Here is a 19,641-nt window from a genome sequence, read left to right as displayed (position 1 = left end):
GGCAGGCAAAAAAAATCCCCGAACCAGTCGGGGATTTTTTATGTTCGATCAATCAGCCCGAGAGCGGATCAATCTTCACGATAACGACGCAGCTTCAACTGCTTACCGGCAACGCGAGTGTCCTTCAGCTTGGTCAGCAGACGCTCCAGACCATCTTCCGGCAGCTCAACGAGGCTGAAGCTGTCACGCACCTGGATGCGACCGATTGCTTCGCGAGCCAGACCACCCTCATTGAGGATAGCGCCCAGCAGGTTCTTGGCAGCGATACCATCACGCGCACCCAGCGCGGTACGGCAACGAGCACGACCTTCGGCCAATGGAACCGGAGCACGACGCTCACGATCACCACGGTCCGGACGATCACCGGTACGCTCTGGACGATCGCCACGCGGTGCGTTGTTCGGCACCAGTGGACGTTCTTTCTCGATTGCAGCCAGGGTCAACGCTTGAGCATTGGTTGCCTTGCGCAGCAGAGCAGCGGCCAGTGCACGCGGGGTGCAACCGATGTCGGCAGTCAGGCGATCCAGCAGATCACCGTGAGTCGATTCGGCATCAGCCACCAGCGGCGACAGGCTGTTGGTCAGTTTCTTGATGCGGGCATCGAGAACGGCCTGAGCGTCCGGCAGGCGAACTTCGGCAACTTTCTGACCGGTTACACGCTCGATCACTTGCAGCATGCGGCGCTCACGTGGAGTCACCAGCAGCAGTGCACGACCTTCGCGACCGGCACGGCCGGTACGGCCGATACGGTGAACGTAGGACTCTGGATCGTACGGCATGTCAACGTTGAACACGTGAGTGATACGCGGAACGTCCAGACCACGAGCAGCAACGTCGGTCGCCACAACGATGTCCAGACGGCCATCCTTGAGGGATTCGATCACGCGCTCACGTTGGTTCTGAGCAATGTCACCGTTCAGCGCAGCGGCTTTGTAGCCTTTGGCTTCCAGGGCACTGGCCAGGTCCAGGGTCGCTTGCTTGGTGCGCACGAACATGATCAGGGCATCGAAGTCTTCAACTTCCAGCAGGCTCAATACAGCCGAGGTCTTCTGGTCAGCGTGAACCAACAGGTGAGCCTGTTCGATCGCGGTAACGGTCTGAGTCTTGGTCTGGATCTTCACGTGTTGCGGATCGCGCAGATGGCGTTCGGCAATGGCACGGATCGACTGCGGCAAGGTGGCCGAGAACAATACGGTCTGACGGGTTGGTGGCAGAGCCTTGAAGATAACTTCGAGGTCGTCCATGAAACCCAGTTTCAACATTTCGTCCGCTTCGTCGAGAACCAGGTGGTTCACGGTCGACAGAACTTTTTCGTCGCGACGCAGGTGGTCGCACAGACGGCCCGGAGTGGCGACAACGATCTGTGCGCCATTACGGATTGCTTTCAGTTGTGGACCCATAGGGGCGCCGCCGTAAACGGCCACAACGGTAACGCCCGGCATTTGCTTGGCGTAGGTTTCGAAAGCGGTTGCTACTTGCAGCGCCAACTCACGGGTTGGCGCCAGGATCAGGGCTTGCGGCTCGCGCTTAGCAGGATCGATGCGATGCAGGATCGGCAGGGCGAACGCAGCGGTTTTACCCGTACCGGTTTGCGCCTGACCAATCATGTCGTGACCGGCCATGATGATCGGGATCGATTGCTGCTGAATAGCCGAAGGCTCTTCGTAGCCAGTCGCAATGACGGCTGCAAGAATATTCGGATTAAGATTAAAAGCGGCGAAGCCGCCGGTTTCCTGGGTCATGGGTCTGCCTCTAAGTGCATCCGCAAAGACCCATGCTCCAAAGCTGCGCATGCCGTGTAAGACTCAAGAGTCGCCCTGGCTGCTTTGTCGGCGGGGATTTGCGAAAACGAATGAATGAAAAAGATTCGTCAAGGGAGAGTCCGCTGTGCGGACGTGCAGCCGAAGCTGACTTCGGGGAATTGCGCTACCTAAACGCGGCCCGGTTAAAGGCCGGCGCGCACTATACCGGAATTAGCCCAAAAAGGGAGCATTATTTGTCGGAAAACTGACGGATACACCGTTGTGTCACAGGCTTTGCGGATAATCGTGCAACAGTCTATTTTTCAAAGGCCCGGCCCTGCTGGCGATGGCGCTAAAACGGTTCACCGTTATCAGGCAGATCTGCTGTCTGACACCCCCTTCCCGCCCGAGGAAATGCTCCATGAATCAGCCCTGCTCCAGTCGTGTGAGCCGTGAACGGCACGGTCATGTCCTGATGATCGGCCTGGATCGGGTGGCCAAACGCAATGCCTTCGATCTCGAGCTGCTCAACGAACTGAGCCTGGCCTATGGCGAGTTCGAGGCCGATAGCGAGGCGCGGGTGGCGGTGGTATTCGGCCATGGCGAGCATTTCACCGCAGGGCTGGACCTGGTCAGTGCCAGCGTATCCCTGGCGCAAGGCTGGCAGACACCGCCCGGCGGCTGCGATCCGTGGGGTGTATTCGCCGGCCCCAGGGTCAGCAAACCGGTGATTGTCGCCGCACAAGGCTACTGCCTGACCATCGGCATCGAATTGATGCTGGCCGCCGATATCAACCTGTGCGCCAGCAACACCCGCTTCGCCCAGAAAGAAGTGCAACGCGGGCTCCTCCCGTTCGGCGGCGCCACGTTGCGCCTGCATCAGGTCGCTGGCTGGGGCAATGCCATGCGCTGGCTGCTGACCGGTGATGAATTCGACGCGCATGAGGCGTTGCACCTGGGGTTGGTGCAGGAAGTCATGGCCAGCGAGGATCTGCTGCCACGGGCGATTGAGCTGGCTGAGCGGATTGCCCGGCAGGCGCCGCTTGGGGTTCAGGCGACATTGATGTCTGCAAGACAGGCGCGTTATGAAGGGGAAACAGCGGCGGCGCAGGGATTGCAGCCGCTGGCGAAGAAGTTGCTGGCCAGTGAGGATGCCAAGGAAGGCGTGCGGTCGATGATCGAGAAGCGTCCGGGGGTCTTCAAAGGGGTTTGAGAGGTGTGTTGTGAGCGATATCGCCATCGCGGGCAAGCCATGCTCCTACAGGTTATGTGTCGTTCGCCGGCAGCGTGAACAACACATAACCTGTAGGAGCATGGCTTGCCCGCGAAGAGGCCCTTACAGGCAACAAATCAAGTAGCCGGGCGGATTGCCTTGATCAACGACTGCAACGAATACCCCAACCGCGGCGCCAACCCTTCGGCGCGGGCGATCAAGCCGTCCATGTCCAGCTCCTGATCCAGCTCCGAAGGCACGAGCAGAATCACATTGCCCTCCTTCACCGGCAGTTCCCAGTAATGCCGGTGATAGAGCCCGCGAAACAATGCGGCGCCCAACGGTTTGCCATCATCGGTGGCCCACTGATTGATCACCAGCCAACCACCCGGATTCAGGCGTTTTTGACAGTTTTCCAGGAAATTCCACGCCAGATGCCCGACACCCGGCCCGACATCGGTATAGAGGTCGACGAAAATCAGATCCGCCGGCTCAGCGGTATCGAGCAGTTCCAGCGCATCGCCCACCCGGATATACAGCCGCGGATCGTCATCCAGCCCAAGGTATTCAATGGCCAGACGCGGCACGTCGGGGCGCAGTTCGATGGCTTCGACGTCTTCCAGCGGCAGGAACTTGAGGCAGGCCTGGGTCAGGGTGCCAGCACCGAGGCCGAGGAACAGCGCGCTTTCCGGCTGCTCGTGGCACAACGCGCCAATCAGCATCGCCCTTGTGTAATCGTATTCGAGCCAGCTCGGGTCAGCCGTGAACACGCAGCTCTGCTCGATGGCATCACCGAACTCGAGAAAACGATAATCGGCCACTTCCAGCACGCGAATCACGCCGAACTCATCCTGTACCTCGGCGAGCAGATGCTCGACGCGCTCCTCAGTCATTTCGTCTCCTGATCGTCACCGGGCCCGGCAACGCAATAAAACCGCGGAGTGGCGCGGCAAAAGCGCGATTGTCCGCGAAGCGACGGGAACAGGTCACGCACTAATTGCTGATAACATGACAGTCCGAGCGTAAAACACTAGAGACCGTGATGAGCCAACCCTGGAGCCCTGACAGCTGGCGCGCCCTGCCGATCCAGCAACAACCCCATTACCCCGACGCGGCGCATTTGCTGCACGTCGAGCAAACGCTGGCCAGTTATCCGCCGCTGGTGTTTGCCGGTGAAGCCCGGGAGTTGCGCCGTCAGTTTGCCGAAGTGACCCAGGGCCGCGCGTTTCTGCTGCAGGGCGGCGACTGCGCCGAAAGCTTCGCCGAGTTCTCCGCCGCGAAAATCCGCGACACCTTTAAAGTCCTGCTGCAAATGGCGATCGTCATGACCTTCGCTGCCGGTTGCCCGGTGGTCAAGGTCGGGCGCATGGCCGGGCAGTTCGCCAAACCGCGTTCGGCCAACGACGAAACCATCGACGGCGTAACCCTGCCGGCCTACCGTGGCGACATCGTCAACGGCATCGGTTTCGACGAAAAAAGCCGCGTGCCGGACCCGGAGCGCTTGCTCCAGTCCTACCACCAGTCCACTGCGACCCTGAACCTGCTGCGCGCCTTCGCCCAAGGCGGTTTTGCCGACCTGCATCAGGTGCATAAGTGGAACCTGGACTTCATCGCCAACTCGGCGCTGGCGGAAAAGTACAGCCACCTGGCCGATCGCATCGACGAAACCCTGGCGTTCATGCGCGCCTGCGGCATGGACAGCTCGCCGCAACTGCGCGAAACCAGTTTCTTCACCGCCCACGAAGCGCTGTTGCTGAACTATGAAGAAGCCTTCGTGCGTCGCGACAGCCTGACCAACGATTACTACGATTGCTCGGCGCACATGCTGTGGATCGGCGACCGCACCCGTCAGCTCGACGGCGCTCACGTCGAGTTCCTGCGTGGCGTGAACAATCCGATCGGGGTCAAAGTCGGCCCGAGCATGAACCCCGAAGACCTGATTCGCCTGATCGATGTGCTCAACCCGGACAACGATCCGGGTCGTCTGAACCTGATTGCGCGGATGGGTGCGAACAAGGTCGGCGATCACCTGCCGCAACTGATCCGTGCCGTGCAGCGCGAAGGCAAGCAAGTGCTGTGGAGTTCCGACCCGATGCACGGCAACACCATCAAGGCGAGCAGCGGCTACAAGACCCGCGACTTTGCGCAGATCCTTGGCGAAGTGAAGCAGTTCTTCCAGGTTCACGAAGCGGAAGGCACGTATGCCGGCGGCATCCACATCGAGATGACCGGACAGAATGTCACCGAGTGCATTGGTGGGGCGCGACCGATTACCGAAGACGGGTTGTCGGATCGGTATCACACCCATTGCGACCCGCGGATGAATGCCGATCAGTCGCTGGAGTTGGCGTTTCTTATTGCCGAGACGTTGAAACAGGTTCGCCGCTAAATCGCAGCGCTCCCTTCGCGGGCAAGCCTTGCTCCTACAGGGTTTGTGTCGTTCACAGCGTCGGCGAACGACACAAACCCTGTAGGAGCAAAGCTTGCTCGCGATGGCGTCAGTTCAATCACCACTGAACTGCGCCAATGCCACCCTCAACCGCGCCGCACTCGCCCGCGGGCAATTCAATTGAACCCGCTCAAGCCCCAGCCAATCCGCCATTCGCCGCAGATTGACCGACAACGCCAGCATCCCCTCCTCATCCAGCCCCGACTCTTCCTCATGCACAGCGTGCACCGCCAGCCTGCCCGACGCCCGCTCGGCGCGCAGATCCACCCGCGCGGCAATCCGTTCATTGTGCAAAAACGGCAACACGTAGTAGCCGTAGACCCGCTTGTCCGGCGGCGTATAAATCTCCAGCCGATAGCGGAAATCGAACAGGCGCTCGGTGCGACTGCGCTCCCAGATCAGTGAATCGAAGGGTGAAAGCAAGGCGCTAGTCTCAACCTTGCGCGGCACTTTCGGCTCCGGCAGACAATAGGCCGGTTGCCGCCAGCCCTGGACTTCACAGCTCAGCAATTCACCCGCCTCCACCAGTTCCGCCAGACGCGGACGGGCATCACCGGGACTCAGGCGAAAGTAATCCCGCAGGTCTTTTTCTGTTCCGACGCCCAAGGCTGTCGCGGCATGCAGCAACAGGCCGCGCTGGGCCTCGGCCTCACTCAGCAGCGGCTGCGCAAGAATCGCCGAAGGAATCACCCGCTCCGGCAGATCATAAAGCCGCTCGAACCCGCGCCGCCCGGCCACGGTCACTTCACCGGCGGCGAACAACCATTCCAGCGCATGCTTTTCCGCGCTCCAGTCCCACCAGGGCCCTGCCCGTTCCTGACGGGTCGACAGGCTTCCGGCCCCCAGTGCGCCCAGCTCCTGAACCGAGGCCAGTACCCGGCGAATCGTGTCCTGCTGCTCACGCCCGAAACGTGCCAGTTGCTGGTAGATATCTTCACCACGGGTCGCACGCAGCATGCGCCAGCGCATCAACGGGTACATCGACAAGGGCAGCAACGAGGCTTCATGCCCCCAATACTCGAAGAGCGTGCGCCGCCGGCCCGAACTCCAGGCAGCCTGGTCGAGCAAGTCGGATGAGTAATTGCCGAGGCGGGAAAACAAGGGAAGGTAGTGCGAACGCACCAACGCATTGACCGAATCGATCTGCAGAATGCCCAGCCGCTCGATCAGACGATTGAGCTGAACCGGTTTGATCGCCGCTGGCGGCTGGCGCCCGTTGAACCCTTGGGCGGCCAGCGCCAGACGCCGAGCCTGTTTGATGGAAAAGGACAGTGTTGCGCGCATGAGCATCTCCTTGTCTGCTCGCAACCTACCTCACCGGGAGACGGTTTGTGTAGTTGTGTATGACTCATTTGTGCATCGGGTCATCCCAGAATGGGCGGATGGCTTCGTGCTCGACATCCGCACGACTGAGCCCGATGTCCTTCAACGCTTCATCACTCATGCCCGCCAACATTTCACGTTCACGGTGCAGTTCGTACCAGCGATTGAATTTGTGCAGCAAATCAGAGATCAGGTGCACCGAGTGTTTTTCTACGTCGACATAACCTTTTTGACCTTTCATCTTGTTGCCCTCCGTTTGGATGGCTCAAGTGTCGCGCTGGGGCTAAGATCAATCCAACGAATGTTTCTGATGTAACACATCTCGGAGATTGATGAATGTCCGCCTTCCCAAGTATCGACACCGAAGTGCTGCGCACCTTTGTCGCCATCGCCGACCAGGGCGGTTTTACTCGCGCCGGCGAGTTGGTCAACCGCACTCAATCCGCCGTGAGCATGCAGATGAAGCGGCTGGAAGAGGATGTGTTGCAGCGTCAATTGTTCCAGCGCGACGGACGGCAGGTGCGGCTGACGGCTGAGGGCCAGGTGTTGCTCGGCTATGCCCGGCGCATCCTCAAGTTGCACAGTGAGGTGTTCAATACGCTGCGCGAGCCGCACATGGTCGGCATGGTGCGCATTGGCACGCCCGACGATTACGTGATGCGTTTTTTGCCGGGAATTCTGCGGCGATTTGCCCAGTCGTATCCGCTGATCCAGATCGAGGTGCACTGCGAATCATCAAAACAATTGCTGCTGCGCCAGGACCTGGACTTGACCATCGTCACCCGCGAACCGGGTAACGAGATCGGCCAGTTGTTGCGCAAAGAGCATTTTGTCTGGGCCGAGGCGCAATGTTTCAGCGCTCATGAGCAAACGCCGCTGCCGCTGGCGATGTTCAACAGTGATTGCTTCTGCAGGCTGTGGGCCTGCAATGCGCTGGACGCCATGGGTCGCGATTACCGCGTGGCGTACAACAGCGACAGCCTGTCGGCGATCATGGCGGTGGTCAGCGCCGGGCTGGCCGTCACCGCGCAACTCGAAAGCCTGATCACACCCGACATGCGCATTCTCGGTGAAGCCGAAGACCTGCCGATTCTGCCCGAGGCCAGCATCATGCTGGTGCGCAACCTGCACAACCCGTCGCCGATCACTGAGTGCCTGGCCGAACACATCGTCGAAGGCTTCAAACTTTAAGGGCGAGCATCACCGCGCAGAACACCAGGAAACCACAGAACAACCCGCGCAGCAGTCGCTCCGGCAGTGCGTGGGCGATCCTCACGCCCCAACTGATGCTCATCAGGCCGCCGACCGCCAAGGGCAGGCCGATCATCCAGTCCACCTGATGGTGCACCGCGTAAGTCACCAGCGTGACGCCCGTACTCGGCAACGCCAGCGCCAGCGACAAACCCTGCGCAACCACCTGACTGGTGCCGAACAGGCTGGTCAGCACCGGCGTTGCCACCACCGCCCCGCCCACGCCAAACAACCCGCCCATGGTGCCGGAGGCGGCGCCGAGCACGCTCAGCCATGGCCATGAGTAATTCATCTGCGCAGATGCCGGCGCGTTGGCGGCGAACATTCGCACCAGGTTGTAGGCCGACAGGGCAATCAGGAACGCGACAAATCCCACGCGCATGGTTTGCGCATCAATGCCCACCGCCCAGATCGAACCGATCCAGGCAAAACAGAACCCCATCGAAGCCAATGGCAGCGCATGGCGCAATTCAATCCGGTTGCGCTGGTGATAACGCCACAGCGCCAACATCACGTTGGGTACCACCATCACCAGCGCCGTGCCTTGGGCAATCTGCTGATCGAGGCCGAACAACACGCCCAGCAGCGGGATCGCAATCAAACCACCACCAATGCCGAACAACCCACCGAGGGTTCCCAGGGCAGCGCCAAACACCAGGTACATCAAAAACTCAATCACAGGCGATTTTCCCTTCACGTCAGGCTATTCATCCTACGCAGTCGGCGCTGGCGGGGAAACGCACAGCAACGCACAATGGCTGTGCCAACTTCGCACAAACGCTGACAACACCATGAACCCCAATCAATTGACCGAACAACTGGGTCTGTTCCTCGACGTGCTGGAAACCGGCAGTTTTTCCGCCGCGTCCCGCCGCCACCCGCTAACCCCTTCGGCGGTGGCACGGCGCATCGACAGCCTGGAAAACGCCGTCGGCAGTCAGTTGTTCATTCGCAGCACCCACGCGGTGCGCGCGACCCCGGCGGGCTTGGCGTTTGCCGAGCGCGCGCGGCGGATCGTTGCTGAACTGCGGCTGGCTCGGGCTGAGGCGGTATCCTTGAGCAGCGCACCGGAAGGCTTGATTCGGATCGATGCACCGGCAGCGTTCGGACGGCGGCATCTGGCGCCGGTGATTGCCGACTTTCTGATGCTCTACCCCGGCCTCGATGTGCAGTTGCACCTGATCGACAGTTTCGTCGACATGCAGGGTTTGAATCTGGGCAAGGTCGATCTGGTGCTACGCGCCGGGCAAATGGCCGATACCCGGCTGGTGGCCACGCCGCTGGCGAGCATGGTGCGCATCGCCTGTGCCAGCCCCGAGTATTTGCAACGGCGTGGTGTGCCGACCGATCCGGCGCAGCTGATTGAGCATGACGGGCTCGACTGGGATGGCCTGGCCCCACCCTTCGCATGGCGCTTCGAACGGGACGGGCAGATGCACTTGCACCGCCCGGCGCGCATCCGCATGAGTGCCAATAACGCCGAGGCTTTGGTCTGCGGCGCATTGGCCGGGCTGGGTATCGCACACTTGCCAACCTGGTTGACCAGCGAATACCTGCTACGCGGTGAACTGCTTCCGCTGTTCTGCGAACACGGCCTGCCACCACCGGAAACGACCGGCATTTATGCCTTGCGCCTTGAGCAACAACCCAATCCCCGCAGCCGCTTGTTGCTGGAATACCTGAAAACCCGCTTCAGCCCGATCCCGCCGTGGGATCTGGCGCTGCAAAGTACCCTCGACCGGCACTAGGCTAGAATTGTCTGGTGCATTAAAGATTCGCCCGCTAGATTTATGACGATCACTGATCAAGGCTTCGAAATGACCACCGAGCGCAACACCCCCGATAACTGCGACGACCTGCTGCTGGATAATCAGGCCTGCTTCGCCCTGCACTCCACCTCGCTGCTGATGACCAAGGTCTACAAGCCGCTGTTGCAAGCACTGGGCCTGACCTATCCGCAATACCTGGCGATGATGGTGTTGTGGGAACAGGACGGTTTGACCGTAGGCGAAATCAGCACGCGCCTGCTGACCGATCCTGGCTCATTGACGCCGTTGCTTAAACGCCTGGAAGTCGAAGGTTTACTCAGCCGCACCCGCAGCCGTGAAGACGAGCGAGTGGTGATTGTCGAACTCACCGAACAGGGTCGTGCATTGCGGGAGCGCGCGCGCGGTATTCCCCAGTGCATCCTCGGCGCCAGCGGGATGACGCTGGAGAGACTGCAGAAACTGCAAGCGGAACTGCAAACGCTGCGCAGCAATCTACAAGACAGCCTGTAATCTTCAAACCACCACAAATCCCTGTGGGAGCGAGCTCCCACATTTGTTTTGTGGTGTCCCTTCCGGTCTCGTTCCCCCCCGTCAAAAAAATTCTTCGCTGAAAATCCTGCCGCAACAGCTCTAGCTCAACACTTCTAATCAGCGCCCTCCCCCCAAGCCAAAACTTTTTTCAAAATTTATCTTGCGCGCTAAATATCAGCGCGCTACATTTGCTTCGCACTTACTTAGCGCGCAAACATTTAGCGCAAAACACCAAATCCGAATGAGGCTCACACCATGCAAACTCTCTACACCGCTATCGCAACTTCCACTGGCGGCCGTGACGGTCGTGCGGTTTCCAGCGACAACATTCTCGACGTCAAACTCGCCACCCCAAAAGAACTCGGTGGTGCCGGCGGTGCAGCGACCAACCCTGAGCAACTGTTCGCCGCCGGTTATTCCGCCTGCTTCATCGGCGCGCTGAAATTCGTGGCCAGCCAGACCAAACGCACCATCCCGAACGACGCCTCGATCACTGCCCACGTCGGCATCGGCCAGATCCCTGGCGGTTTCGGCCTGGACATCGACCTGCACATCAGCTTGCCGGGGCTTGAACAAGCCGATGCACAAAGCCTGGTCGATGCTGCACACCAGGTCTGCCCGTACTCCAACGCCACCCGTGGCAACGTCGATGTGCGCCTGCACGTTACCGTCTAACCGCTGATTCCCAGTCCCGAACCAGGAAACGAACATGAAAACTTTCAGCAAAGTCTTGACCGGTACCCTTCTCGCCCTGTCCATCCACAGCGCGTTTGCAGGTGAGGGTGTTGAACACAACACCCAGGCGTTCCTCGACGTTCTGAACGCCGGCACCGGCAAACCGATGGAACAACTCACCCCTAAAGATGCCCGCGCCGTGCTGGTCGGCGCGCAGGCCGGGGTGAAACTGACGCTGCCAAAAGCCGATGTCAGCGAGAAGACCATTCAAGTCGACGGCCAACCGCTCAACCTGACCATCGTCCGGCCGGCCGGGGTCAAAGGTCCGCTGCCAGTATTCATGTTCTTTCACGGCGGTGGCTGGGTACTGGGGGATTTCCCGACCCATGAACGTCTGGTTCGGGACTTGGTTACCGGTTCGGGGGCGGCGGCGGTGTTCGTCAATTACACCCCCTCGCCGGAAGCGCATTACCCGGTGGCGATCAACCAGGCTTACGCCGCAACCCAATGGGTGGCCGAGCACGGTAAAGAGATCAACCTCGACGGCAAACGCCTGGCCGTGGCCGGCAACAGCGTCGGCGGCAACATGGCGGCAGTGGTTGCGCTGATGGCCAAAGACAAGGGCACGCCGGCGATCAAGTTCCAGGTGCTGCTGTGGCCGGTGACTGACGCCAGCTTCGAAACGGCGTCCTACAACCAGTTTGCCGAGGGGCACTTCCTCACCAAAAATATGATGAAGTGGTTCTGGGACAACTACACCACCGATGCCAAACAGCGTAACGAGATCTATGCCTCGCCGTTGCGGGCGACCGCTGCGCAACTCAAGGGTCTGCCACCTGCATTGGTGCAAACTGCCGGCGCCGACGTGTTGCGCGATGAAGGTGAAGCCTACGCCCGCAAACTCGACGAAGCCGGGGTGCCGGTCACGGCCGTGCGCTACAACGGCATGATTCACGACTATGGTTTGCTCAACGTGGTGAGCCAGGTGCCAGCAGTGCGTTCGGCGATGCTGCAAGCGTCCGAAGAACTCAAGCAACACCTGAAATAACATCGCCCCCCCTGTAGGAGCACGGCTTGCCGGCGATGGCGTACTTAAGGCAGCTATCGCCGGCAAGCCGTGCTCCTACAGGGATTGGGTTGTGTATCGGCCGCGCATCGGCCCATACATTTCCTTCAGATACAAAAAAGCCCGACTCAATGGTCGGGCTTTTTCATTCCTGAAGCAGTGCTTATTTAGCACGGCCTTTGTAGGAACCGCCTTCGCGGGTGTCGATCTCGATCTTGTCACCGATTTCGATGAAGTCAGCAACTTGCAGCTCAGTACCGTTGCTCAGCTTGGCAGGCTTCATCACCTTGCCGGAAGTGTCGCCGCGAGCCGAACCTTCGGTGTAGTCAACTACGCGCACGATGGTGGTCGGCAGTTCTACGGAAACCAGACGCTCTTCGAAGAAGATCGCTTCGCAAACATCGGTCATGCCTTCTTCAACGAAAGGCAGAACGGCTTCGATGTCTTCAGCGTTCAGCTCGTACATGGTGTAGTCAGTGGTGTCCATGAACGTGTAGGTGTCGCCGCTGATGAAGGACAGGGTCGCTTCTTTGCGGTCGAGGATTACGTCGTCCAGCTTGTCGTCGGCGCTGTAAACGATCTCGGTCTTGTAACCGGTCAGCAGGTTTTTCAGCTTGGTCTTCATGATTGCGCTGTTACGACCAGACTTGGTGAATTCAGCTTTCTGAACCAGCCAAGGATCGTTTTCGAGACGGATCACGGTACCGGGTTTCAGTTCTTTACCAGTTTTCATTGCGAATATCCGAATTTGGATGGGATTTACAAAAATCTAGGCCGCGTATCATATCCAATTTACATAAAACTGTACCAGCGCCGCGGCAAGATCTGCCTGCAAAGCCTGTTCCAGACACCACGCTTCGGCGTGTTTTTGCAGTTCTGGCCAGTGTTTTCGGGTCGATTGCCAGTGCCCGGTCATATTGTCACCCGCATTCCACGCTCGCCAAAGACCGCTGATCGCCTCGCGGGCAGGCTCGGACAGGCCTTTGGTGTACAGAGCGAGGAAGGCGTCGAGCTTGTCCAGGTGGATGTCTTCGTCCTGCTGATAGATGTGCCAGAGCAGCGGCCGGCCCGCCCATTGGGCGCGGACAAAGGAATCTTCACCGCGCACGGCGTTGAAATCGCAGCACCAGAGCAGGTGATCGTATTGATCCTGTCGGACGAACGGCAGCACTTGCACAGTCAATTCACCGCGCACATGCACCGCGCCGGCCACCAGACCGTCCACACCGAGCCAACGTTCGACATCCCCAAGAATCCGACCTTCGGGCACCAGCAGATGAGTGGGCGTCGAGTCGGCCGCCATTGCCTCGAGCCAGCTGGCCAGCCCGTTATTTTCGTAGGCAAACAGCGAGATCAACTGCGCACCTTGCGCGCGATCAATCCCCAAACCTTGCAGGAATTCTCGTTGAGCCTCGGGGTTTTGCTGAAACTGCTGACGACGCTCAAGCAATCCGCTTTCACGCAGCAAGCCACCCGTGCCCTTCTGAAACCCCGGAAAGAAGAAGAATTTTTGTACGCTCTTGTATTTCACCGACGGCAAGCCGTGGCAGCCGACGATCCAGTCCTCGGCACTCAGATAGTCGAGATTCATCCACAGCGGCGGTTTTTCCCGCTCGGCCATCACCTCCATGTAAGCACTCGGCAATTGGCAGGCGAACGCGGCGATCACCACATCAGCGGCTTCAGTGGGCTGCCAGTCGGCCGCCCACTGACGCACTTCGACGCCCTGCTGCCATTGTTGTGAGGCGTTGATGTCGATTTCCGGGCACAAGCGCTCGAAGGCTCGCAAGTCATCGACCCACAAACGCACCGTCACCGAATGTTCGGCCACCAGTTGTCGGGCCAGACGCCAGGTCACGCCGATGTCGCCAAAGTTGTCGACCACCGCGCAGAAAATATCCCAGCGGGCTTTCATTTCACGCATTCCAGGCTCCCGTTGGCAAAGGCGCCGATTGTCCTCATAAATTACCCCGTGCAGAAGAGCCGACGGCGATTAATCTTCATGCGACAATCGCCACTCGCCACTCGCCACTCGCCCGCGACCACCCGCCAGGAGGCAGCCATGCCCTACCGTCCCAACCCGCGCCGCCCGTTGCCGATCCAGCTCAACGCCTTGCAACTGACCGGCAGCATTGCCCTCGGTGTGTGGCTGGGGTTTATCGCGATCGCGCTGACGTGCTGGCTCGCCTCTCGACTGTTGTTCAGCGAGCAGCTGGCGCCCGTGGCTGAGGCCGTGCAGCAACTGGCCAAACCACCGGTGGTGGTGCAACCGGTGCCGGATATTCCGCCGCAGAGCCCGTTGTTCGAACAGTACGAAGAGAACCTGCGCAAGAACGAGCAGCAGCAACGAATGGATCAGGCCCGCAGCACCGGCCGCAATCTGTCCAACCCGAAATGCCAGTTCTGGCTGCAACAGGACCAGACTGCGCCGAGCGAAAAAAGCCGCGCCAACGTCCTGCAATTCTGCGATTGATCAAGAAGCTCTCTATGCACAAGCCGACCGTCCACCAACTGATTCTCGACAAGCTGCGGATCGACCTCGACATCGCCGAGCGTGCCGCACAAACCGCTTACGAAACCGCGACCCACGAAGAAAACATCGCCGAGAACAAGTACGACACGCTGGGGTTGGAGGCGTCTTATCTGGCAGCCGGGCAAGCCAGACGGGTGGAGGAAATCAGGCAGTCACTGACGCTTTGCCAGAACCTGACGCTACGCCCTTACGACGATCAGCGTGGCATCGAAGTCGGTGCCTTGCTCGGTCTGGAAGACGAAAAGGGTCGTGAGCAATGGTTGTTTCTGGCCCCCGACGCGGCGGGTTTGAAGGTCGACCTGGTGGGGCAATGGATTACCGTCATCACCCCTCGCTCACCACTAGGCAAGAGTCTGCTGGGCAAGTTCGAAGGGGACGAGGTGGAGATTCTGGTGGCGGGTGCTCGGCAACAGTTTTCTGTTACCGAGGTGGTATAGCGGGAAGTGTCCTGCCTCACAAATACGTTCCTCTTTTGACGAGTGGCTGTTGTCGTCAGGCAAGGCGCCGCGACGAGTCATAGCCCGCTATGGCGAGGAGCGGCAACGCAGCATGACGGCAACAGACGCCGTCAAAAAGGAACAGTATTTGCGAGGCAGGACACTCAATTAATGGACCGGCAGTTCGACGCCGTCGAACAGCTCTTCCAGTTCCTGCTTGTTGTGGCACTGGATGGCCTTGGCCATGACTTCTCGGGTCAGGTGCGGGGCGAACTTCTCGATGAAGTCGCACATGAAGCCACGCAGGAACGTGCCGCGACGGAAACCGATTTTAGTAATGCTGGATTCGAACAAGTCGCTGGCATCAAGCATGACCAGGTCGCTATCGAGTTTGGCATCGACCGCCATTTTCGCCACGATGCCCACGCCCAGGCCCAGGCGAACGTAAGTCTTGATCACGTCGGCGTCGGCGGCGGTGAACACCACTTTCGGCGTCAGGCCGCGATGGCTGAACGCTTCGTCGAGCTTCGAACGGCCGGTGAAACCGAACACGTACGTCACGATCGGGTATTCGGCCAGGGCTTCGAGGGTCAACTTCGACAGCTTGGTCAGCGGGTGGCCCTGAGGCACGACCACGCAGCGGTTCCAGCGATAGCACGGCATCATCACCAGATCACCGAACAGTTCCAGCGCTTCGGTGGCGATGGCGAAATCCACGGTGCCGTCAGCGGCCATTTCAGCGATCTGCATCGGCGAACCCTGGTGCATGTGCAGGGCAACGTCCGGGTATTGCTTGATGAAATTGCTGATCACCGGTGGCAACGCATAACGCGCCTGGGTGTGCGTGGTGGCGATCGACAGGGTGCCTTTCTTCTCGTTGGAGAACTCCTGGGCGATCTGCTTGATGCTTTCAACCTTGCGCAAGATCTCGCCGGCGGTGGTGATAATTCGCTCGCCGGCCGGGGTGACGCGGGTCAGGTGCTTGCCGCTGCGAGCGAAAACCTCGACCCCCAATTCGTCTTCCAGCAGACGGATCTGCTTACTGATGCCCGGTTGCGACGTGTAAAGGCTTTGGGCTGTAGCGGAAACGTTGAGGTCGTGGTGCGCCACTTCCCAGATGTAGCGCAATTGTTGAAGCTTCATATGAATCCCTCAAAGCAGGTAGACGCCACGGGCATCAGCGACGGTATATAACTATATTAATGGTTTGAAGAATAAATCTAGAACTTTTTTATCAAACTGCCACTATTCGTGTTCTGGCGTCCTGCCTCGTGAATACGCGAGGCAGGACACTAACGATCCCCTTGGCGACGACGTTCCACCAGCGGCACCAGATAGACCGGCACCCGAGACAGTTGCAGCACCCGCGCGGCAGTCCGGCCCAAAGGCGTTTCCGCGCCAGCACCATGGCTATGACTACCTACGATCAACAAATCCACGGAGAGTTTCTGCGCCTGGTCGAGAATCACCTGCGACGGATCGCCCTGAAGCACCCGCACCGCTTGAATCCGCTCCAGATCCTGCGCCCCGTCATCCCCCAATTCTTCACGAAAGCTGTCGAGCACCCGCTGCTCGATATTGGCTATCACTGTATTCAGGCCCTGACTGTGAAACTCGTTCAATGCTTGCTCATCGAGGTAACTCTGAAGCACCGATTCGGCGAACAGCCCCATCGGTTCAACGGCGTGCACCACGTAGAGATCGGCATTGAAAGTTCGCGCCAGCGCCAAGGCATGATGCATAACCAAAGGTGCGTACAGGCCGAGGTCAGTGGCGTACAACATAGAACGAATCATATGACCTCCTCGAGTGCCGACATGGCGGAGATTGATTCAGCTTAGCAGTGCCTTGGCGAGTACGACGTTTCGCGTAACGCGTTGAACCGTGGGCTTAAACCTTTTGCTCGTTGCTTATGCCATGCGGCACGTGGCCGGTAGCGACCACCTCGCGAGCCAACTCGCAATGACCGGCCTGATCGTCGAAAAACACGTCGGCGGCAAAGGCTTCAAGAAACGCCGACTTGGTCAGGCCGCCGAGAAACAGCGACTCGTCCAGACGAATGTCCCATTCGCGCAAGGTACGGATCACTCGCTCGTGGGCGGGCGCCGATCGCGCGGTCACCAGCGCGGTGCGGATCGGACAGGCGTCTTCCGGGAACTCGCGCTGCAACAGATTGAGGGCTGCAAGGAAGCCTTTGAACGGCCCACCGCGCAATGGCTCGCGGGCGGCTTCACGCTCGCTGGCTTGAAACGCTTCCAGACCACCAGACTGATAGACGCGCTCCGATTCGTCGGAAAACAGTACCGCGTCACCATCGAAGGCAATGCGCAATTCATCACTGGCCGCACGGCTGGCGCCACCCGACAGAATGGTCGCCGCGGCGAACCCGGCATCCAGTGCACTGCGCACGTCTTCGGCATGCGTCGAGAGAAACAGGTCGCAGCCAAACGCCTTCAGGTACGGATAAGGACTGCGTCCGCCGACAAACGCCGCGCGGGAAATCGCCAGGCCATAGTGGTGGATCGAATTGAACACCCGCAGGCCGGTGTCGGCACTGTTGCGCGACACCAGAATCACCTCGACCCGGGCGCGGCCAAGGTTGGTGTTCAAGTTGAGGAGTTTTTGTACCAAGGGAAATGCATCACCGGGCTCGAGGATTTCGTCTTCGTGTTCGATCTGATATTGCCGATAGGCTTCGACGCCGCTCGACAGATAGACCTTGTGGCTTTCGCTCAGGTCAAACAGCGCACGCGAAGAAATCGCCAGCACCAGTTTGTCGTCGATAGTCTTTGCCATGCCCTTCCCCCTCAGGATGATCGACTCAGGTGTTACGTCGATCGATAAAACTCAAACTGCGATACAAGGCTTCGATTCGCGGCAACTCGCACCCTGCGGCCTTGGCTGCCGCCAGTGGCCGGGCGTAAATCGCATCCAGCTCAAGTGGTCGTTTGTGCAGAAAATCGTGGTACATGCTCGGCCAATAGTCCGGCATTTTCTCGGTCACCATGAACAGATGATCGGCATAACCGGCCGGTACGTCGTGACCGCAGGCGATTGCCCCCTGAACCACTTCAGCCATCAGAGCCTTGATCAGTTCCCGACTGTCGGCATCGGCCATCAACGGCGTGGTGCTTGCCCCGAGCAGCACCGACAGACCGTTGTAGGGGATATTCCAGACCAGTTTTTGCCAGCGTGTCTGATGCAGGTTCGCCATGGCCTGGGAGTCGATGCCGGCGGCGCGGAACAGCCCGGCGCCCTCCTCGACAATCGCCATGCGCGCCTGCTCATCGGTTGCCGGGCCACTGTGATAACCAACATTCACCGCACCGAGCGCCTGATGAGTGATGATGCCTGGTCCGTCGCGATGAACGCAGATATAGCAGAGCCCACCGAGCACGTGCAGCGAATCGGGGAGCAACGCTCGCAGACTGTCTTCAACGTCCAGGCCATTTTGCAGCAACAACACTTTGGCATTCGGTGCCGCGGCTTGAATGATCGTCGGTGCCAGCTGCGCGTTACTGGTGGTTTTCGCGCCCACCAGCAACCAGTCACAGGGCGGCATGTCTTCGGCACTCGAATAGGCCTGAACCGGATTCAACGTCAGCGCACCGTGCACCGCACTGTCGAGCTGCAACCCGCGCTCGGCCACCGCTGAGAATTCACTGCGTAACAGAAAATGCACATCGAAACCGGCACGCGCCAGCATCAACCCGTAGAACCCGCCGATCGCACCGGTTCCGATAATACCGATTGTCGGTTTGGTCACTGCCCCCATCATGGCAACTCCTCTGCAATTCGACTCAACGCCTGACCCACGGCTGCATTGAGCTCGGTGCTGGTCAGGCGCGATTTTAGTGCCCCGAAGAATTCACCGTCGCGCACCACAAACAGCGCCGGCAAATAAAAAACCTGATAACGCTCGACCACCCCGCCATTGTTCCCGGCATCGATCCAGCACAACCGATCGACGTCCAGATCGAGTCGTGGCAATTGCTCACGGGCAAAACGGCAACTGGCGCAGCCGACGCTGGTGAAAATAACCAGCGACACACCGCTCATCGCCAGCAGCCGTTGGTCGGCGTCGAAATCAGTCAGTTCCGATTCGACCACTATACTGGGTGAAACAATGTCAGATGGCCGACACATGGAGTCCGTGTTCATGGGACGTTTTATTCCTCACCCTGACGATGTGCCCGTCGAATTAACGTTGCTCAAACCTGAGTGTATTTCACGGCAACAGCTGCACACTATCAGCCTCGGGGGCATGGCTTGCAATTATCACCGGGCGTGGCGCCACGGTACGGCGCTGGAAATACGCATGCCGACCTTGAACCCCGACATGCGTTTTCTGGGCTATGTGGCCTGGTGCCTGCGACGAAAGCGCGGCTATCTGGTAGGCATTGCCTTTGTTGACGAACAGATGATGTTCAGTGCCCGGATGGGCGAGCAGGTGTGCCAGATCGAACGTTACTGCCGCCTGCATGACGCGCATGACGATCTGCAGGAAACCCAGGCCCTGGCCCTCGAATGGGTCCAGGAGCATGCCGACGAGTTCTCTCACGACACGGTTCGCAAGGCATTTGTACAGGTTGTACTGGATTAGGCGGGGCATCCTCAATGGGTTTCCCCGCGAAAACTAATTGTGAATGCCC

The 19,641-nt window shown here is 59.4% G+C and carries 22 protein-coding genes; 10 read left to right on the top strand and 12 right to left on the bottom strand.

Annotated elements, in window-relative coordinates; all coding sequences use genetic code 11:
- Positions 1-68: 68 nt before the first annotated feature.
- On the bottom strand, positions 69-1,742 hold the full coding sequence (locus CKW16_RS14165) for a DEAD/DEAH box helicase (protein ID WP_008146183.1): 1,674 nt from the start codon (positions 1,740-1,742) through the stop codon (positions 69-71).
- A gap of 421 nt (positions 1,743-2,163) precedes the next feature.
- Between CKW16_RS14165 and CKW16_RS14155 the strand changes: the two genes are divergently transcribed.
- Positions 2,164-2,955: a crotonase/enoyl-CoA hydratase family protein gene (locus CKW16_RS14155; RefSeq protein ID WP_095128933.1), complete on the top strand. Its 792-nt coding sequence runs from the start codon at positions 2,164-2,166 to the stop codon at positions 2,953-2,955.
- Between the two features lie 137 nt (positions 2,956-3,092).
- Here CKW16_RS14155 and CKW16_RS14150 read toward each other — a convergent pair whose 3' ends face one another.
- A complete protein-coding gene (locus tag CKW16_RS14150) occupies positions 3,093-3,848 on the bottom strand; it encodes a spermidine synthase (RefSeq protein WP_046047519.1) in 756 nt (251 codons plus the stop codon).
- A gap of 149 nt (positions 3,849-3,997) precedes the next feature.
- On the opposite strand from CKW16_RS14150, the gene CKW16_RS14145 reads away from it, so the two are divergent.
- Positions 3,998-5,344 (top strand): class II 3-deoxy-7-phosphoheptulonate synthase, encoded by a 1,347-nt coding sequence (locus tag CKW16_RS14145; protein WP_008031425.1) that lies wholly within the window; start codon positions 3,998-4,000, stop codon positions 5,342-5,344.
- A gap of 114 nt (positions 5,345-5,458) precedes the next feature.
- Here CKW16_RS14145 and CKW16_RS14140 read toward each other — a convergent pair whose 3' ends face one another.
- Together CKW16_RS14140 and CKW16_RS14135 are read right to left on the bottom strand one after the other, a co-directional pair.
- A complete protein-coding gene (locus CKW16_RS14140) occupies positions 5,459-6,688 on the bottom strand; it encodes a winged helix-turn-helix domain-containing protein (RefSeq protein WP_095128932.1) in 1,230 nt (409 codons plus the stop codon).
- A 64-nt stretch (positions 6,689-6,752) separates the two neighbouring features.
- Positions 6,753-6,968: a DUF1127 domain-containing protein gene (locus tag CKW16_RS14135; protein WP_074878333.1), complete on the bottom strand. Its 216-nt coding sequence runs from the start codon at positions 6,966-6,968 to the stop codon at positions 6,753-6,755.
- A gap of 95 nt (positions 6,969-7,063) precedes the next feature.
- Between CKW16_RS14135 and CKW16_RS14130 the strand changes: the two genes are divergently transcribed.
- A complete protein-coding gene (locus tag CKW16_RS14130) occupies positions 7,064-7,918 on the top strand; it encodes a LysR substrate-binding domain-containing protein (RefSeq protein ID WP_095128931.1) in 855 nt (284 codons plus the stop codon).
- Here the strand turns inward: CKW16_RS14130 and CKW16_RS14125 are convergent.
- Complete coding sequence (locus tag CKW16_RS14125; RefSeq protein WP_371918030.1) at positions 7,908-8,642, bottom strand: sulfite exporter TauE/SafE family protein; 735 nt, start codon at positions 8,640-8,642, stop codon at positions 7,908-7,910. The genes CKW16_RS14130 and CKW16_RS14125 overlap by 11 nt on opposite strands.
- A 127-nt stretch (positions 8,643-8,769) precedes the next feature.
- On the opposite strand from CKW16_RS14125, the gene CKW16_RS14120 reads away from it, so the two are divergent.
- From CKW16_RS14120 to CKW16_RS14105, 4 genes are all read left to right on the top strand, one after another.
- Entirely contained in the window at positions 8,770-9,726 is a 957-nt protein-coding gene (locus CKW16_RS14120; RefSeq protein ID WP_095128929.1) for a LysR family transcriptional regulator, read from the top strand.
- A 69-nt stretch (positions 9,727-9,795) separates the two neighbouring features.
- Complete coding sequence (locus tag CKW16_RS14115; RefSeq protein WP_095129095.1) at positions 9,796-10,257, top strand: MarR family winged helix-turn-helix transcriptional regulator; 462 nt, start codon at positions 9,796-9,798, stop codon at positions 10,255-10,257.
- A 276-nt stretch (positions 10,258-10,533) separates the two neighbouring features.
- Positions 10,534-10,953: an organic hydroperoxide resistance protein gene (locus tag CKW16_RS14110; RefSeq protein WP_027925717.1), complete on the top strand. Its 420-nt coding sequence runs from the start codon at positions 10,534-10,536 to the stop codon at positions 10,951-10,953.
- Positions 10,954-10,987: 34 nt separating this feature from the next.
- A complete protein-coding gene (locus CKW16_RS14105; RefSeq protein WP_095128928.1) occupies positions 10,988-12,001 on the top strand; it encodes an alpha/beta hydrolase in 1,014 nt (337 codons plus the stop codon).
- A gap of 181 nt (positions 12,002-12,182) precedes the next feature.
- Here the strand turns inward: CKW16_RS14105 and CKW16_RS14100 are convergent, their stop codons facing one another.
- Positions 12,183-12,752: an elongation factor P gene (locus CKW16_RS14100; protein WP_028619992.1), complete on the bottom strand. Its 570-nt coding sequence runs from the start codon at positions 12,750-12,752 to the stop codon at positions 12,183-12,185.
- 48 nt (positions 12,753-12,800) lie between these two features.
- Positions 12,801-13,943, bottom strand: a complete 1,143-nt coding sequence (gene earP, locus CKW16_RS14095) for an elongation factor P maturation arginine rhamnosyltransferase EarP (RefSeq protein ID WP_095128927.1) — start codon at positions 13,941-13,943, stop codon at positions 12,801-12,803.
- A 138-nt stretch (positions 13,944-14,081) separates the two neighbouring features.
- On the opposite strand from earP, the gene CKW16_RS14090 reads away from it, so the two are divergent.
- Together CKW16_RS14090 and CKW16_RS14085 are read left to right on the top strand one after the other, a co-directional pair.
- Positions 14,082-14,492, top strand: coding sequence for a hypothetical protein (locus CKW16_RS14090; RefSeq protein ID WP_095128926.1), 411 nt, complete (start codon positions 14,082-14,084; stop codon positions 14,490-14,492).
- A gap of 14 nt (positions 14,493-14,506) precedes the next feature.
- Positions 14,507-14,989, top strand: coding sequence for a GreA/GreB family elongation factor (locus CKW16_RS14085; protein ID WP_046047528.1), 483 nt, complete (start codon positions 14,507-14,509; stop codon positions 14,987-14,989).
- A gap of 168 nt (positions 14,990-15,157) precedes the next feature.
- Here the strand turns inward: CKW16_RS14085 and cysB are convergent, their stop codons facing one another.
- The 5 genes from cysB to CKW16_RS14060 form a co-directional block, all read right to left on the bottom strand.
- Positions 15,158-16,132 carry an HTH-type transcriptional regulator CysB gene (gene cysB / locus CKW16_RS14080; protein WP_008148549.1) on the bottom strand — a complete coding sequence of 325 codons (975 nt, stop codon included), beginning with the start codon at positions 16,130-16,132 and terminating at the stop codon, positions 15,158-15,160.
- A 149-nt stretch (positions 16,133-16,281) separates the two neighbouring features.
- Entirely contained in the window at positions 16,282-16,785 is a 504-nt protein-coding gene (locus tag CKW16_RS14075; RefSeq protein ID WP_095128925.1) for a universal stress protein, read from the bottom strand.
- A 94-nt stretch (positions 16,786-16,879) separates the two neighbouring features.
- Positions 16,880-17,785 (bottom strand): 5'-nucleotidase, encoded by a 906-nt coding sequence (locus CKW16_RS14070; RefSeq protein WP_095128924.1) that lies wholly within the window; start codon positions 17,783-17,785, stop codon positions 16,880-16,882.
- Positions 17,786-17,810: 25 nt separating this feature from the next.
- Complete coding sequence (locus CKW16_RS14065) at positions 17,811-18,767, bottom strand: putative 2-dehydropantoate 2-reductase (RefSeq protein WP_095128923.1); 957 nt, start codon at positions 18,765-18,767, stop codon at positions 17,811-17,813.
- On the bottom strand, positions 18,764-19,150 hold the full coding sequence (locus CKW16_RS14060) for a thioredoxin family protein (protein WP_095128922.1): 387 nt from the start codon (positions 19,148-19,150) through the stop codon (positions 18,764-18,766). Before CKW16_RS14060 ends, CKW16_RS14065 begins: the two co-directional genes overlap by 4 nt.
- Here CKW16_RS14060 and CKW16_RS14055 point away from each other — a divergent pair.
- A complete protein-coding gene (locus tag CKW16_RS14055) occupies positions 19,149-19,592 on the top strand; it encodes a PilZ domain-containing protein (protein ID WP_046047532.1) in 444 nt (147 codons plus the stop codon). The two genes, CKW16_RS14060 and CKW16_RS14055, sit on opposite strands and share 2 nt — an antisense overlap.
- The last annotated feature ends 49 nt before the right edge of the window (positions 19,593-19,641 follow it).

The organism is Pseudomonas sp. Irchel s3h14, from assembly GCF_900187425.1.
In the GTDB taxonomy this organism is placed as follows: Bacteria; Pseudomonadota; Gammaproteobacteria; order Pseudomonadales; family Pseudomonadaceae; genus Aquipseudomonas.
The sequence above is the reverse complement of the archived record's forward strand: the minus strand, read 5'-3'. Positions and strand labels throughout refer to the sequence as shown.

What these genes read in the sequence shown, in the direction of transcription:
- CKW16_RS14165 (WP_008146183.1), bottom strand. Translation starts at nt 1,742, where the DNA reads ATGACCCAGGAAACCGGCGGCTTCGCCGCTTTTAATCTTAATCCGAAT.
- CKW16_RS14155 (WP_095128933.1), top strand. Translation starts at nt 2,164, where the DNA reads ATGAATCAGCCCTGCTCCAGTCGTGTGAGCCGTGAACGGCACGGTCAT.
- CKW16_RS14150 (WP_046047519.1), bottom strand. Translation starts at nt 3,848, where the DNA reads ATGACTGAGGAGCGCGTCGAGCATCTGCTCGCCGAGGTACAGGATGAG.
- CKW16_RS14145 (WP_008031425.1), top strand. Translation starts at nt 3,998, where the DNA reads ATGAGCCAACCCTGGAGCCCTGACAGCTGGCGCGCCCTGCCGATCCAG.
- CKW16_RS14140 (WP_095128932.1), bottom strand. Translation starts at nt 6,688, where the DNA reads ATGCGCGCAACACTGTCCTTTTCCATCAAACAGGCTCGGCGTCTGGCG.
- CKW16_RS14135 (WP_074878333.1), bottom strand. Translation starts at nt 6,968, where the DNA reads ATGAAAGGTCAAAAAGGTTATGTCGACGTAGAAAAACACTCGGTGCAC.
- CKW16_RS14130 (WP_095128931.1), top strand. Translation starts at nt 7,064, where the DNA reads ATGTCCGCCTTCCCAAGTATCGACACCGAAGTGCTGCGCACCTTTGTC.
- CKW16_RS14125 (WP_371918030.1), bottom strand. Translation starts at nt 8,642, where the DNA reads ATGTACCTGGTGTTTGGCGCTGCCCTGGGAACCCTCGGTGGGTTGTTC.
- CKW16_RS14120 (WP_095128929.1), top strand. Translation starts at nt 8,770, where the DNA reads ATGAACCCCAATCAATTGACCGAACAACTGGGTCTGTTCCTCGACGTG.
- CKW16_RS14115 (WP_095129095.1), top strand. Translation starts at nt 9,796, where the DNA reads ATGACCACCGAGCGCAACACCCCCGATAACTGCGACGACCTGCTGCTG.
- CKW16_RS14110 (WP_027925717.1), top strand. Translation starts at nt 10,534, where the DNA reads ATGCAAACTCTCTACACCGCTATCGCAACTTCCACTGGCGGCCGTGAC.
- CKW16_RS14105 (WP_095128928.1), top strand. Translation starts at nt 10,988, where the DNA reads ATGAAAACTTTCAGCAAAGTCTTGACCGGTACCCTTCTCGCCCTGTCC.
- CKW16_RS14100 (WP_028619992.1), bottom strand. Translation starts at nt 12,752, where the DNA reads ATGAAAACTGGTAAAGAACTGAAACCCGGTACCGTGATCCGTCTCGAA.
- earP (WP_095128927.1), bottom strand. Translation starts at nt 13,943, where the DNA reads ATGCGTGAAATGAAAGCCCGCTGGGATATTTTCTGCGCGGTGGTCGAC.
- CKW16_RS14090 (WP_095128926.1), top strand. Translation starts at nt 14,082, where the DNA reads ATGCCCTACCGTCCCAACCCGCGCCGCCCGTTGCCGATCCAGCTCAAC.
- CKW16_RS14085 (WP_046047528.1), top strand. Translation starts at nt 14,507, where the DNA reads ATGCACAAGCCGACCGTCCACCAACTGATTCTCGACAAGCTGCGGATC.
- cysB (WP_008148549.1), bottom strand. Translation starts at nt 16,132, where the DNA reads ATGAAGCTTCAACAATTGCGCTACATCTGGGAAGTGGCGCACCACGAC.
- CKW16_RS14075 (WP_095128925.1), bottom strand. Translation starts at nt 16,785, where the DNA reads ATGATTCGTTCTATGTTGTACGCCACTGACCTCGGCCTGTACGCACCT.
- CKW16_RS14070 (WP_095128924.1), bottom strand. Translation starts at nt 17,785, where the DNA reads ATGGCAAAGACTATCGACGACAAACTGGTGCTGGCGATTTCTTCGCGT.
- CKW16_RS14065 (WP_095128923.1), bottom strand. Translation starts at nt 18,767, where the DNA reads ATGATGGGGGCAGTGACCAAACCGACAATCGGTATTATCGGAACCGGT.
- CKW16_RS14055 (WP_046047532.1), top strand. Translation starts at nt 19,149, where the DNA reads ATGGGACGTTTTATTCCTCACCCTGACGATGTGCCCGTCGAATTAACG.
- CKW16_RS14060 (WP_095128922.1), bottom strand. Translation starts at nt 19,150, where the DNA reads ATGAACACGGACTCCATGTGTCGGCCATCTGACATTGTTTCACCCAGT.